The sequence below is a fragment of the Pseudomonas sp. LS1212 genome (assembly GCF_024741815.1).
Taxonomy (GTDB): domain Bacteria; phylum Pseudomonadota; class Gammaproteobacteria; order Pseudomonadales; family Pseudomonadaceae; genus Aquipseudomonas.
In genome coordinates, this window is sequence record NZ_CP102951.1 from 3,363,274 (window position 1) to 3,376,839 (window position 13,566).

General features: G+C 60.9%; 16 protein-coding genes. 10 read left to right on the top strand and 6 right to left on the bottom strand.

The genetic code is table 11. The features are described from left to right. Positions 1-44: 44 nt before the first annotated feature. Both imuA and lexA read right to left on the bottom strand, forming a co-directional pair. The gene (imuA, locus tag NVV94_RS15705; RefSeq protein WP_258443305.1) at positions 45-686 is read right to left on the bottom strand and encodes a translesion DNA synthesis-associated protein ImuA; all 642 of its coding nucleotides are present in this window, start codon (positions 684-686) and stop codon (positions 45-47) included. Continuing rightward, the gene (gene lexA, locus NVV94_RS15710; protein ID WP_258443306.1) at positions 686-1,303 is read right to left on the bottom strand and encodes a transcriptional repressor LexA; all 618 of its coding nucleotides are present in this window, start codon (positions 1,301-1,303) and stop codon (positions 686-688) included. The genes imuA and lexA overlap by 1 nt, the downstream gene beginning before the upstream one ends. Positions 1,304-1,655: 352 nt before the next feature. Here lexA and NVV94_RS15715 point away from each other — a divergent pair, with 352 nt between their 5' ends. Then, positions 1,656-1,982: a DUF3077 domain-containing protein gene (locus NVV94_RS15715; RefSeq protein ID WP_258443307.1), complete on the top strand. Its 327-nt coding sequence runs from the start codon at positions 1,656-1,658 to the stop codon at positions 1,980-1,982. A gap of 257 nt (positions 1,983-2,239) precedes the next feature. On the opposite strand, the gene NVV94_RS15720 is transcribed toward NVV94_RS15715, so the two are convergent. Continuing rightward, a complete protein-coding gene (locus tag NVV94_RS15720; protein ID WP_258443308.1) occupies positions 2,240-3,241 on the bottom strand; it encodes an AraC family transcriptional regulator in 1,002 nt (333 codons plus the stop codon). 223 nt (positions 3,242-3,464) lie between these two features. On the opposite strand from NVV94_RS15720, the gene NVV94_RS15725 reads away from it, so the two are divergent. The 6 genes from NVV94_RS15725 to NVV94_RS15750 all read left to right on the top strand — a co-directional run bounded on the left by NVV94_RS15725 (position 3,465) and on the right by NVV94_RS15750 (position 8,360). Continuing rightward, a complete protein-coding gene (locus tag NVV94_RS15725; protein WP_258443309.1) occupies positions 3,465-3,809 on the top strand; it encodes a hypothetical protein in 345 nt (114 codons plus the stop codon). Next, positions 3,799-4,440: a Dabb family protein gene (locus NVV94_RS15730; protein WP_258443310.1), complete on the top strand. Its 642-nt coding sequence runs from the start codon at positions 3,799-3,801 to the stop codon at positions 4,438-4,440. Before NVV94_RS15725 ends, NVV94_RS15730 begins: the two co-directional genes overlap by 11 nt. A 2-nt stretch (positions 4,441-4,442) precedes the next feature. After that, positions 4,443-5,315, top strand: coding sequence for an SDR family NAD(P)-dependent oxidoreductase (locus NVV94_RS15735; RefSeq protein WP_258443311.1), 873 nt, complete (start codon positions 4,443-4,445; stop codon positions 5,313-5,315). A gap of 26 nt (positions 5,316-5,341) precedes the next feature. Then, the gene (locus NVV94_RS15740; protein ID WP_258443312.1) at positions 5,342-6,103 is read left to right on the top strand and encodes an SDR family NAD(P)-dependent oxidoreductase; all 762 of its coding nucleotides are present in this window, start codon (positions 5,342-5,344) and stop codon (positions 6,101-6,103) included. 92 nt (positions 6,104-6,195) lie between these two features. Beyond that, positions 6,196-7,170, top strand: a complete 975-nt coding sequence (locus tag NVV94_RS15745; protein WP_258443313.1) for an NADP-dependent oxidoreductase — start codon at positions 6,196-6,198, stop codon at positions 7,168-7,170. A 224-nt stretch (positions 7,171-7,394) separates the two neighbouring features. Beyond that, a complete protein-coding gene (locus tag NVV94_RS15750) occupies positions 7,395-8,360 on the top strand; it encodes an MBL fold metallo-hydrolase (protein ID WP_258443314.1) in 966 nt (321 codons plus the stop codon). 98 nt (positions 8,361-8,458) lie between these two features. On the opposite strand, the gene NVV94_RS15755 is transcribed toward NVV94_RS15750, so the two are convergent. Beyond that, positions 8,459-8,752, bottom strand: coding sequence for a hypothetical protein (locus NVV94_RS15755; RefSeq protein ID WP_408733409.1), 294 nt, complete (start codon positions 8,750-8,752; stop codon positions 8,459-8,461). Here NVV94_RS15755 and NVV94_RS15760 point away from each other — a divergent pair. Together NVV94_RS15760 and NVV94_RS15765 are read left to right on the top strand one after the other, a co-directional pair. After that, positions 8,751-8,927, top strand: coding sequence for a hypothetical protein (locus NVV94_RS15760; protein ID WP_258443315.1), 177 nt, complete (start codon positions 8,751-8,753; stop codon positions 8,925-8,927). The genes NVV94_RS15755 and NVV94_RS15760 overlap by 2 nt on opposite strands. A 1,176-nt stretch (positions 8,928-10,103) precedes the next feature. Further along, entirely contained in the window at positions 10,104-11,291 is a 1,188-nt protein-coding gene (locus NVV94_RS15765) for a GNAT family N-acetyltransferase (RefSeq protein ID WP_258443316.1), read from the top strand. Between the two features lie 405 nt (positions 11,292-11,696). Here the strand turns inward: NVV94_RS15765 and NVV94_RS15770 are convergent, their stop codons facing one another. Then, the gene (locus NVV94_RS15770) at positions 11,697-12,131 is read right to left on the bottom strand and encodes a hypothetical protein (protein WP_258443317.1); all 435 of its coding nucleotides are present in this window, start codon (positions 12,129-12,131) and stop codon (positions 11,697-11,699) included. 65 nt (positions 12,132-12,196) lie between these two features. Here NVV94_RS15770 and NVV94_RS15775 point away from each other — a divergent pair. Beyond that, a protein-coding gene (locus NVV94_RS15775) for an IS3 family transposase (protein WP_258443255.1) occupies positions 12,197-13,359 on the top strand; the annotation gives its coding sequence in 2 pieces (ribosomal slippage) (positions 12,197-12,452 and positions 12,452-13,359; 1,164 coding nt in all). Here NVV94_RS15775 and NVV94_RS15780 read toward each other — a convergent pair. Further along, positions 13,352-13,555: a hypothetical protein gene (locus tag NVV94_RS15780; RefSeq protein WP_258443318.1), complete on the bottom strand. Its 204-nt coding sequence runs from the start codon at positions 13,553-13,555 to the stop codon at positions 13,352-13,354. The genes NVV94_RS15775 and NVV94_RS15780 overlap by 8 nt on opposite strands. Between the last annotated feature and the right edge of the window lie 11 nt (positions 13,556-13,566).

Here is a 13,566-nt window from a genome sequence, read left to right on the forward strand (position 1 = left end):
ATCGGGCACAACCCTCGGGAGTTAAGGCTAGAAATGGTGTCCACTTAATGATCTGCCCCCTTTCCGAACCACGCCCGCCCGGCGAACGGAATCGGCGTCGCCGGCGCCAGCCCGCCACGGCACTTGAGCACCCGCCACTGGGCCGGGCGCACATCCACGGCAATGCGCAGCGCCGCCGGCGACGGGTTATGCGCCTCCTGCTGCGGGCGGCAGGCAAAGGCCAGGGTCTGCCCGGTTTCCGCCGCCACCTGCAGACGACGCAAGGCGCGGTCATCAGCCTTCTGCGGCCAACACAACACCGCCCCGCAACTGCCCGAACGCAAACACTGCTCCGCCGCCCACAAGGCATCGGTACCCCGCGCCTCGATCAACGACAACCAACGCAAATCCACCCCCGCCGCCTGCCACGCCGGCGGGTAAGGAATAAACGGCGCCCCCACCAACACCACCCGCTCACCGCTGCCGGTCAACCGCGCCAGACTCGGCCACAACAACTGCAACTCGCCACAGCCATTGGCCTCCAGCAACAACTCGGTCAACGCCGACGGCGGCCAGCCACCCGTAGGCAACGCCGCATCCAGCACAGCATGCCCGGTCGGCTCAACGCCGATCTCAGGCGCACGCGGCCGGCCCTTCCAGACCCGCCGCTCGTCCAGCAGCCCGTCAAGACTGACCACGGCGCCCATCAGCCGCGCCTCACCAGACCGCAGAACACGCCTTCGATCTCCAGCTCCTGATCCGGCGTGACCACGATCGGCGCATAGGCCGGGTTACGCGGCAGCAACCGCACACAGTCGCGGCTGCGCTCGAAACGCTTGATCGTCACCTCCCCGTTCAACCGCGCCACCACAATCTGCCCATCCCGCGCCTCGGGCTGACGCGAAATACCCACCAGATCACCATCGAGAATGCCATCCTCGATCATCGAATCGCCGAACACATGCAACAGGTAATCCGGCGTGCGCGAGAACATGCGGCTGTCGAGCATCAGCTGCTCATGGATGTCCGCGTCCGGCCCAATCGGCGCACCGGCCGCCACCCGGCCCAGCACCGGGATCTCCAGCAACTCAGGGCGCTTGCCCTGGTGCACCAGGCGGATACCGCGGGCCTGGTTGGGGGCGACCTCGATAAAGCCGGCTTCGGTGAGCGCCACGATGTGCTTGCGCGCCACGCTGCGCGAGGCGAAACCGAAGGCCTCGGCGATTTCGGCCAGGGACGGGGGCTGGCCGTGATCGGCGATGCGGTCGCGGATGAAGGTGAGGATGGCGGTGCGGCGGGGGGATAGGGTTATCATGGAGTACATTTGTACTCCTGTGGGGGATTTCTGGCTAGTCCCTTTGGTCTGGGGGGAGAACACTCACTAGGCGCCCAAGCATTCCCTATTGCACCCTCCCCCCGACCACGCTAACCTTTCCCCCGTCGCTGCCAATTCAGCGACCGGTTTTGACAGACCGAATCAGCAAAAGGCGCAACAGCGCCCCATCCCGATTGCAGGCGCTTTTTTTGCATCCGCAGTTTCGTGTTATGGCGGCTGTGCGTGGGGCACACTCGTGTGCGCCGGGTTCCTTTTGCCCCGGTCTGTCAACCCGCGTACAGCCGTCACCTGATTGTTTGACAGCGACGTGTGGCGGCTCCACTGCAGAAGGAGCTACACCATGATAAAGATCGTCCCCGACCCACCACCCGCCGGCACCATCCTCAAAACCGTCACCACCCCCTTCGGCTCCTGCGACGCAGGCCATGAACCCTTGTTCGCCGTGCGCGGCGGGATCAATGCCGAGGATGCGCTGGTGCATGCTTCGCTTTTGCTCAGATGCGCGACGGATACGGCTTATGCAGCCAATGAATGCGCCGGGGTTCACGAGAAAGGCCTGATGTGGTCGACGATGCATTCGATCGAGATGGCCAAGGCGATTGTCGATGCGTTGGTGGATGGCGCTGAAGGCATGGCACCCAGAGATGACGCCAAAGACAAGCTCTAAACGCTGGCGTTCTGAGTGAGGTGATTGCGCGCGGCTTTGGGCGCTCCGCTGGTTGGCGGGGTAACGGGGGCGCGTGCAGTCTGCCAGAAACTGCCACTGGCAACCGGCCCCTCGCTCACTAAATCAGATGCCATGACAAAGCATCTTGATGAACCTGCACTCCCCGGGCGAGTTCGTTGAGGCCCTGTCTAAACGCGCACCCCGTATCGTGCTGTATAGGGGAGTGTTGTGTGGTGAGTTCACCGGGAGAAGGCGGGTCAGTCGCCCTTGATGCGAAAGTGACTAGGCGCATGCCCGGTCCAGCTCACAAAGGCACGTCGAAATGCCGCCTCGCTGCTAAATCCCAAATGGCCCGCAACACGACCGATCGTCCAGTCGGAGTCGCGCAAGCAGCGCTGTGCCGATTCGCACAGGCAAAGCCTGCGAAGCTGCTGATAGCTGGAACCTTCGGCCGCCAAACGCCTGCGCAAGGTCGGCTCGCTGGTGCCCAAGGCCTCCGCTATCGAGCCGAGGGCGGGCAGTTCAAGTTCATGGGCCAGGGCGGCATCCAGAAAGCTTCGTACCTGTTGCGTGGCTGAAACCACGTTCGGCGGTGCGCCTATAAGGCGGAAAGGGAAGTCCACCAGGAACACCGCCAACTCGGCGGGTTTACGTACTACCTGGCGTGCTAGCAATTCTGCGCCAAAGCTGAAGCCATAGGTCGCCTTACCCACCGACACCGGAGCATCGAAGAGGCCAAGGAAGGGCATGGCGTCTTTGCGCTCTGGGTGGGCCAGGAATACGTTGGACGGACGTAACGTTTGCCCGATCAGCCAAGCGAATAGTTGCAGGTAGCAAAACAGCCCGGTCAGGTCGACCAGGCAGGCCGCCGAGCTGCGCCTTTGACGCAACGAGTCCATGTGAAATGTGGCGCTTTGACCGTGCAACTCCAGGCTCAACTTCCCCGCACGGGGATGCAGCATGGCACAGAACTCTGCGGCACAGTGGATGGCTTCGCCGAGGGTGCCGCAGCTGAGCAGGCAGCGACACATCAGGTCGACTTCGTACTTGCGCATCGGTGGCTGGCCCTCACCCTGCGCAACTTTTTCCTCTAATTGCTCGATGGCCTGTCGGTACAGCGCCACGAAGCTGTCCGCCGAGAGTTGCTCAGCCAATCCATCTTGCCCTGGGGCCTGCAGGCTGTTGCGGTGCAACTCATCAAGCAGTCGAGTGTCCAGCCCGTAAGGAACGCGAACAGCATGTGCAGGTCGGGAAACCATCGTAAATCTCGCATCTTGATTGCGGCAGTAGTGGTTCGTGATTGATCCGGTGACGGTGCAGCCATCGTAGCTGTGGCCCAATGTAAGCAGGTCAGCAATGTTGGGCTCACGCTCAAGTCGTGCCTCCCCCAACGCATCAGTGGAGCATTCATAACATGATTATCGCCGTCACCCGGTTGCCGAATTGCACCAGCCTGTCACCTGACAAGATGGCAGGCAAGCCATGATTCAGATACTCGATGAAATCCGGCTAGCCCCCAACCACGTCCCCACCGTACTGGCTTTGCTGGACGAGCGCTACATGCCGCATGCAGCCGCACGCGGGCTGACTTTACTGCAGCGCTGGGTGTCGCCACCGGTTGCTGTTCCTGGCGAGCAAAACAGGCTCTGGTTGCTGTGGCAGGTGCCCGACGTCTGGGGCTATTACGGCATGCGCCTACGCGCCGGGGCCGAAGTACTGGAGTTCTGGACTGCCGTGGACGAACTATGCCAACACCGCAGTCGACATGTGCTGGGTAGCGCCGATCAACCTCTGCCGTCCCTGGAGGTCGCGGAAAATGTGGCATGAAACCGCACAGATTTATTTCGATCCCGACACTGCGCATGATGAGGTAGAAGGCCAGATTCACCGTTTGGTTCAGGACTTGCCCGGCATTGAACACGCGAGCCTAGGCCGCAATTTCGAAGGCAGTTGGGGCGCCGGTGATTTCACCTTGGACTTGTGTTTTGCAAGTAGCGCATTCCAGGCCAGCACGGCGACTGGCCTGGAGCGGCTGCCGGGCATTCTGCGTGTTGACCGTATGGCCTATCAGCGACTGGGTGGAGGTGAGCGGGCCGCCGGGCTGAGGGGCGGAGTCTGGCGCACCTTGTTGTTTCGCGTACGCCCGCATCAAACCCTTAGTCATATTGCATCCCTGGAGCGTGATCTACTGTGCATGCCGTCGTTTATGGTGGGGATCCGCAACTGGCAACTGAGTCGGGTGTGCTCGAACAGCACCTGGACGCATGTCTGGCAGCAGGAATTTGCCAGAATCGAAGATCTGCAAGGTGAGTATCTGACTCATCCGTTTCACTGGGGTTGGGTGGATCGGTGGTTCGACCCTGAATTTCCCGAGTGGACAGTGGAAGCAATTTCCCATGCATTCTGTCCGTTTTCGAAAAGCATCTTGTCCCTCACCAATTCCAACAATAAGGAGTAACTATGACTCAGGCATCGCAGAAACTGGCCGGCAAGGTCGCACTTGTCACGGGGGCCAGCCGGGGTATTGGTCGCGCCATCGCCCAGCGCTTCGCGGCAGAGGGGGCGACCGTGGTGGTCAGTGCGCGCAGTCTGCAGCAGACGGCTAGCGTGCCAGGCTCATTGGCCGAGACGGTCGAGCTGATCACGCTGGCCGGCGGCAAGGCAATCCCATTGACCGCCGACCTGGAGCTGCCCGCTGAGCGCGACGGTTTGGTCGCACGCGCCGCCGCTGCCGCCGGCGGCTTGGACATCCTGGTCAACAACGCGGGATTCGCCGAGTACTGCGGCGTCGAAACGATGCCGCAAGCCATGTTCGAGCGCACTCTAGATCACTACTTGCGTGTGCCGTTCGCACTCAGTCAGGCTGCAATTCCATTGATGCGTACACGTGGTGGCGGCTGGATTCTGAACTTGGGTTCGGTCACCGCTCTGCCGCCGCTGCGTCCTTATCAGGATCTCGAACGGTTCGGGGGTATCGCTGTATACGCTGCGGCCAAGGCTGCCATCAACCGCTTCACCCAGAGTCTCGCGGCGGAGCTGGAGACCGACAACATTGCGGTGAATACGGTGGGGCCGAGCACCGCGATTCGTACCCCTGGCGGCGGGCGCTACATCCCGGACGACTATCCAACCGAGCCCGTCGAATATCTGGTGGAGACCGCGTTAGCGTTGTGCCATTTGCCTGCCAGCGAGCGTACCGGTCTGATCACACACAGCCTGCACTTTCCTCTAGCCCACGGGCTACCGGTCTTTACGCTGGACGGCCACGATCAGTTGCCGGTACCGATAATTCCGGCATGGGCACACCCGGGCATCGAGCCCACAGGCGCATGAGCCGAACCGGTAGCGGGAGCTGAGCAATGCATAGGCTAATCGACAAAGTGGCGGTGATCGCTGGCGGCGGCTCGGGTATCGGCGCCGCCACCGCTGAACGGCTGGCGATGGAAGGCGCGGCCGTGGTGATCGGTGATCTCCAGGGCGACAGCGCAGAAGCGCTGGCGCAACGTATTCAGGACCGAGGCGGACGAGCCCTGGGAGTGCAGTGCGATATCAGCAATGACGTCTCGGTGGCTGCGCTGATAGCAGCCGCGCTGGATACTTTCGGCGGCGTCGATTTGATGCATGCCAATGCGGCCGACATGGGCGCAATCATGCATGACACCACCGTGCTCGATGTTCCGCTTGAAATATTTGACCGCACCATCGCAGTCAACCTGCGCGGCTACCTGCTGTGCACCCGCCATGCGCTACCGGCAATGCTGCAGCGCGGTGGTGGCGCGATCGTCTACACCAGTTCCGCCGCTGCCTTCATGGGCGAACCGGAGCGAGTCTGCTATGGCATCAGCAAAAGCGGCATTCATGCGCTGATGCGCCACGTCGCATCGGCGTGGGGCAAGCAGGGCATCCGCGCCAACGTGATCGCGCCGGGGTTAATTATGACTGAGGCTCTGCGCGAGCACGCGCTGGTGCAGCTCAAAGCCGATGCGCTCGAACAGGGGCGCAGTCCACGCCTCGGGGAACCGACAGACATTGCTGCCACCGTTGCATTCCTGGCGTCGCGCGACGGTGAGTGGATCAACGGCCAGGTTATCAGTGTTGACGGCGGTGTCAGCATGCGCTGACTCGTCCAAAGGCACACCCGCACTGGTGGGGTCGACGAACCGATGGGTCACCCCACTGCTTTCCTTACAAGAATCCAGAAAGAGGTACTGCTATGCGTGCTGTAGTGATAGATCGCCTTGGGGGCCCGGAGGTATTGCAGTTAGCCACGGTGCAGAAACCGCTGCCGGGGCCTGGTGAAGTCCTGATTCGCGTCCATTACGCCGGGGTCAATCCGGCCGACTGGAAATGTCGCCAAGGCTACCTCAGCCAGTTCATCACCTACAGCTTTCCATTTGTACTGGGTTTCGACCTGTCCGGAACCGTAGCTGAAGTGGGGGAAGGAGTTTCTGACATCCCCGAAGGTACCCGGGTTTTCGCCCAGAGTGATGTGGGGGCCGGAAAGTGGGGGGCTTATGCCGAGTACGTCTGCGTTTCGCGCGCCTCTGTTGTCAAGATACCAGCCAACCTCGATTTCGCCGCGGCTGCGGCTGTCCCCACCCCCGCTCTGGCGGCTTGGGCCGGCTTGTTTGATGAGGGCGGCCTGCGTCCTGGGATGAAGATACTGGTCCATGGCGGAGGAAGTGCCGTGGGAGGGTTCGCCATCCAGTTTGCCAGATCTGCAGGGGGACAGGTTGCCACAACCTGCAGCAATGACAACCTGCCCCATGTGCGAGAGTTAGGGGCCGAGTTCACCATCGACTATCGCCACACTGACATCGGTCCCGCGCTGGAGCAGTGGGCACCCGAAGGAGTCGACATGGTGCTCGACTGCATTGGTGCGGGTACCTTGCCCGACGCCCTCGATCTGCTACGCACTGGCGGTGTGCTGGTTGCGATTCTTACCCTGGTACCAGGCGATACGGGCCCCGACTTTGATGAGGCGGCCAGGCGCGGTCTACGCACGGCAGTCGCCTACAGCCGCATGCCTAGTGGCGAGGCATTGGGGCGTATCGCCAACCTGTTAGCGACCGGACGCGTGCGCCCGCCACGCCTGGAGGTAATGCCGCTGGCGGAGGTGGCGACGGCGCATGACCGGCTGCAGCAAGGACAGGCGCGCATCAAGCAAGTGTTGCAGGTTGTCGAGTGAGCTGATCGTGCTGGCCGATCTTAACGCAGAGCAGCTGGAGGCAGTCGCTGCCACGCTGGGCACGAACGTCGTTACCATGCCAATCAATGTTTGTCTTACAGTCTGCCAGAGCAGCCACACTCTTCACTGCCCCCTGCTCCTATAATCGTCATGGATACATTTTCATGTGTCCCTGCGTCTTTCGGGAGCCGGTTGCCCCGCCTAATCAAGCAGAGGAGACAGCCATGGATCTACAGTTTCTCGGCACCTCGGCCGGGGTGCCCACCCGGGCCCGGAACGTCAGCGGTACCGCCCTGATCGAATCTTCCGGCAAGGGCTGGTACCTGATCGATTGCGGCGAGGCCACCCAGCATCAACTGCTGCGCACCCCGCTGTCGCTGCATGACCTGCGCGGGGTATTCATTACCCATGTCCATGGGGATCACTGCTTCGGCTTGCCCGGGTTGCTGGCTAGCGCCGGCATGGCCGGGCGTACCGAGCCGCTGGACATGGTGCTGCCGGCTGCGCTGCATGACTGGGTGCGCCTTGGCCTGGCCGTCACCGAGTCGCACCTGCCCTTCGAATTGCGCATGCATGCTGTCGAAACCTTCGACGGCTGGTGCAGTGGCAATGTCCGGGTCGGCACTGTTGTCCTGTCTCATCGGGTGCCCTGTCACGGCTATGTGTTCACCGAGATCAATCCTGACCCACGCCTGGATGTGCAACGCCTGCAGGCCGAAGGCATCCCGCGTGGCCCCCTTTGGGGTGAACTTGTTCGAGGGAACTATGTGGAGCATGCCGGGCGCATGCTTCATGCGCAGGACTATCTGCGCCCCTCGCGACCAGCGCGGCGCGTCATCGTCTGCGGCGACAACGACACACCCGAGCTACTGGCCGAAGTAGCAGCGGGTGCGGATGTGCTCGTGCATGAGGCGACATTTACCCAGCCGATGGTCGATCGCACCCGGGCGAGTTATGGGCACAGCACGGCTGCAGCGGTAGCGCGTTTCGCCGAGGCGGCAGGCATTCCAAACCTGGTGCTTACCCATTTCAGCGCCCGCTACCAGGCCAACCCCCAGCGCAGCCCGTCCATCGAGGAGGTTCGCGAGGAGGCCGAGGCTCACTTCAGCGGCCGGTTGATCCTGGCGCGCGATCTGCAGCGCTACCACCTTGGACAGGACGGCCGCCTGGAGGTGATGGCGACCGATTGACAGGTGCGGGTTCACTCGCCGCTTTCAGATCTTTCGACGAATTAGCCAAAGTACCCAACTCTGGTAGCCGTCTTATCGGTAATTCACGGCTGCCGGCCTCACACTTTGAAGCGCGCCACCAGGCTTTGCAGCTCGCTCCCCAGGTGGGCCAGCTCCACACTGGATGCCGCGATCTCGGCGCTGGCAATGGCCGACTGGTCGGCGGTTTCGCGCACGCTCAAGACGCTGCGGTTGATCTCTTCTGCCGCGGCGGTCTGCTCTTCGGCAGCCGTGGCAATCTGTATGCTCATCTGCTGGATGTCCGATACCTGCCGGGTGATGGTTGCCAGCGCATCCCCGGTGTCGCGCACGCCGGTGACGGTCAGATTTTCCAATGCAAACCCACTGGCCATGGACGACAACCTCATGATTTTTATTTATGCGGGGCGGGGGCGGCAACGAAAGGCCACTAAAATGCCATCAGAGAGTACCATTGCGCTTGGCAAACATAAAAAAAACTTGAGAAACGTGAAAACTCTGCTTGTTCGTCAAAGCGGCGGGCAGAAAAATCTCGTACAGGCCGGCTGAGAGGGATTGCGTGATTGCTCGCGAGGGTCTGCTACAGACCCAAGGCGGTCCTTCGCGAGGGGCAACAATCGGCCAGAAGCGGACGTTCGCAGATGACAGCGCTTGGCAGACCTTCCAGTCCCGGTGGTGGAACAGAGTGACAGCGCGGCACCCTTTGTCTGAGCCATGCCCTATGGCATAGTGTCAATTTGCTATCGAAACCTTCCTATGGAATTCAAACGAAGCCGCGAAGCTTATTCCTACCCAGCGGTAGGGCTCCGCGGCACAGTCGCACAACACTCTCACGCTGAATTTGGCACGTCTTCGCAGTTGGATGAGCACCACCACCAGTTACTTCGCTCAACTCAAGATGAGCGTGTGCTGATGGGGTATTTGAGCGTTCTCTATTGGGGCCATTACGCGGGCTCCGATGGGCTTACGAACGGTTCCCGTGCCTTGTCCAAGGTACGGACAGCCATAAATGGATCAAATTTTTTGCATCGGGGGCAGCCCCGCCGACGGCGCGGGCTGGTGGACTTCGATCCCGGTGAAGCCGTTTGTTTGATACGCCAGGCAATACGACTGGTCGATGCGGGGCATTTCGGAGACGGGGTTCGTGTCTTGTGTGGGTTGCCGCAATTGCAATTTGCCTTTGCATCAAAGGTGGTCGCCTTTCTCGCGCCTAACACATGTGGCGTCATCGACTCGGTTATTGCCCGGAAATACCCTCAATACGGATTCAAGCTTCGCGGAGGGTACGTAAGCGTAGTGAACGAGAATTTTCAGCTTTACCAACGGTATTGCACTGCGCTTTCAGCGACCGCTAGCAAACGCAATGAGATGGGTGACGACACCCATTGGAGGGATCGGGATGGCCAAGCTTACCCTTGGCGTGCCGTGGACGTCGAACGTGCGATGTATAGCAAGTAGATGCGCGCCGTCCCGGGTTTAGCCGGGTATTGGGCAATGACTAATTTTTCTGCATTTCAAAGCGGCCCGCTTGAGCCGTTGCTATAGTCCTGCGAGGCCGACGTGAAGGTTGTCCGGGGCAGCATGACCGGCTCCGAAGTGAAGAGAGTCGCTGGCAACCCTGAACTGGGTGAGCAAAATTCACGCGGCGGAGTATTCCCCTTGTGACTGGATCACTTCACTGCTGGGGTGGATGGAGCTTTGCCCTTGCAGGGCAGGATGCGGGAAATGATTATCGAGAGAACCTACGACGCTAGCTCCGCTGTGCCGCAGTGCGCCGACTACCACATCGAGGTCGTTCGCTCGTTGGCGGATGCCGAGCCCTATATCGAAGCCTGGGAGGCGCTGGCCAAGGCCGCTGTCGAACCCAACATGTTCTACTCGCCCTGGGCCTTGCTGTCGGCCCTCGAGCACTTGGCGGGCAACAAGCGCTTCGTGCTGTTGTTCATTCTCAGACCGACCGAGCGAACGATGCGGCCCGGGTTTGTGATTGATGGTTTTTTCCCGCTTTTCGAGCCGGGCGCCTGTGCCCTCTTGCCCTTGTCGGTGGCCAGAATGTTCCGCCACCGTTATTGCTTTTCAGTGGCGCCCCTGTTGCGGAGCGGTCACGAGAGCGGGGTGATGCGCTCTTTCCTGCGCTGGTTACACAGGCATCGAGAGAGCTACCCGCTTTTGCGGATGCGCGATGCGCCTGCCGATGGCCCGCTGGCCGATGCCCTACGCGGGGCGCTGCGCGAGGAGGGGCGGCGCTTCCATGAGGGCGCTCACTGGCAGCGAGCGCTGATGAGGCTGGGCGACGATGCCGAGCGCTATCTGGAGCGGGCGCTGTCGTCCAAGGAACGCAGAGAGTACCGCCGCCAACGTAACCGCCTGGCCGAGTTGGGCGACTTACGTATTCGTGCGCTGCAACCCAGCGGCGAGGACTTGGCGGCCTGGCTCGCGGCGTTCGTCAAACTCGAGCTGAAGGGCTGGAAAGGTGAGTCGCAATCGGCTTTGGGTAGCCGCCCGGAATCCCGCCGCTATTTCGAGGCAGTCGCCAGCGCCGCGTATGCCCGCGGTCAGCTGATGATGCTCGAAATGTCCCTCGATGGCCGTCCGTTGGCGATGCTCTGCGACTTCCTCGCCCCGCCGGCTGCTTTTGCCTTCAAGATCGCCTTCGATGAGGACTACGCCAAATATTCGCCTGGCGTACTCCTCATCCTCGAGTACATCCACCGGCGTAACGAACTCGAGGAGCGCGGCATCGAGTGGATGGACTCCTGCTCGAACCCAGATAACGTCTTGATCAATCGCCTATGGCTGGAGCGCAAGCCGCTATGCACCTTCATGCTCAGCAGCGGTTCGCCGCTGGCCGATCTCTGGGTCAGCCTCTATCCCTATGCGAAACGCCTGAAGGACTGGCTGAAAAGGCGCTAGTCAGGCAGGCCGTCAGGCGATTTGGCGGTGCCGCCCTGGCGCCCGACCCGCACGCGCAGAGCCTCCAAGAACGCCTGGTCGAGGCCCTCACACAGTTGAAACTACTTGGCCATCCTCCTGGGGATGCCGGCAGCGCAAATCAAACCTGATCCGGTGCAGGTAGCCGGGATGAGCGCGGAGGCACGGGCGTTGCGCATGCACTGCCAGACCGCCAGTTGGAGCCTGTCCGCCCAGGGCACGCAGAACAACAGACCAGTGCCTGGATCTCCGCGATCTGCGTGCCCACCTGGCCCACTACTGCAATTATGCAAGGCTCGCAAAAACAACAGGTTATAGAGCGAATGTCCGAATTTTCCGTTATCTCGGCATGACCCCAGCTAAGGTTGGACGCGCTCAGAACGATGGTCAGCAGCGGGTAAGGGCCCTGCTGGCATGTCCTAGGATGCGCTCGATGCTGGCGAGCATGGCCCCGGCATCGGCCAAGGCTCGGGCGTCTACACGCTTGAGCTGTTCCACCTTCTGCTCGAATGTCCACCAGTGCATGCCCTTTGGCTTCGGAATAAACTCGGCAGGTATGGATAGGAAACCTTCGGGGCAACCCAGAGCACTGCGCAGCTTCCACGAATGATCGGCGGCACGGTCGCGCTTGTTGGCCTGCTGGCTCTCGTAGTTGAGGCGCAGACAGTGACGGCAGGCGAACACGCGGCGCAGGTACAGCTTGGCGACTCGCCGGCCACAACAGGGACACAGGAACCACGGACGATTGCCGCCCAGGTGGCAGGGTGTCCAGGTGATCGGGACGGGGTAATCCTTCGACTCGGCTTCTCCCTTCGTTGTCACTTGTAGTGGTCTAATGAAACCGGACACCCATTTAGGCGAGAATGCTCGCCAGATCGAGGTGTCAAATGACCAAACAACGCCGTTCCTTTTCCGCTGAATTCAAACGCGAGGCTGCCGACCTCGTGCTCAAGCAAAACTACAGCTACATCGAAGCCAGTCGTTCACTCGGCGTCGGCGAGTCGGCACTACGCCGCTGGGTTGAGCAGGTTCAGAAGGAGCGCCAAGGTGTCACCCCGCTAAGCAAAGCGCTGACCCCGGAGCAGCAGAAAATCCAGGAACTGGAAGTCCGGATCGCCCGCCTTGAACGGGAAAAATCGATACTAAAAAAGGCTACCGCGCTCTTGATGTCGGAAGATCACGAGCGTACGCGCTGATCAATCAGCTTAGCGTCCACGAGCCGATTGATTGGCTGTGCAAAGTGTTTGAAGTCACCCGCTCGTGTTACTACGCCCAGCGTCTCAGGCGCCGGACTCCTGATATTGAGCGGCTTCGGCTGCGCAGTCGGGTCAATGAACTGTTCACAGAAAGTCGTAGTGCTGCGGGCAGCCGCAGCATCTTGTCGATCATGCGTGAAGACGGCGAGCAACTGGGGCGATTTAAGGTACGCAGCTTGATGCGTGAGCTTGACCTCGTGAGCAAACAGCCAGGTTCTCATGCCTATAAACGAGCGACGGTCGAACGGTTGGATATCCCGAACATCTTGAATCGGGAGTTCGATGTCTCGGCCCCCAACCAAGTGTGGTGCGGCGACATCACCTACATTTGGGCCCAAGGGAAATGGCATTATCTGGCTGTTGTGCTAGATCTTTGCGCGCGCCGGATAGTGGGTTGGGCATTGTCGGAAAAGCCGGACGCCGAGCTGGTTATCAAGGCACTGGATATGGCCTATGAGCAACGAGGAAGACCTCAGGGCCTGCTGTTTCACTCGGATCAAGGGTCGCAGTATGGGAGTCGTTTATTTCGCCAGCGGCTGTGGCGTTATCGCATGCGCCAGAGCATGAGCCGCCGGGGTAATTGCTGGGACAATGCGCCGATGGAGCGTGTGTTTCGCAGCGTGAAAACTGAATGGATACCGACCATGGGCTACCGAACTGCTCAAGAAGCCCAGCGCGATATCAGCCATTTCTTGATGCATCGGTACAACTGGATTCGCCCCCATCAATTCAACGGTGGGCTGGCGCCAGCTCAGGCCGAAGAAAAACTTAACGTCGTGTCCGGGATTAGTTGACCACTACAACTCGATACCGCAGGCGCAGACGGATCAGGCTTTCGGCCTCGATGTCGATTGTCCCGACCAATTCGCCACGGCGCTTCCACCCCCAGTTGCAGGCATAGCCAGCGCGCAGCAGCCTGGCACGGTGTAGCGCCCGAATGTCGAGGGAACGGTAGTCCTCTGTCGAGTTCTTTTCCTTGGCTCTGCCCATTTTTGGAACCT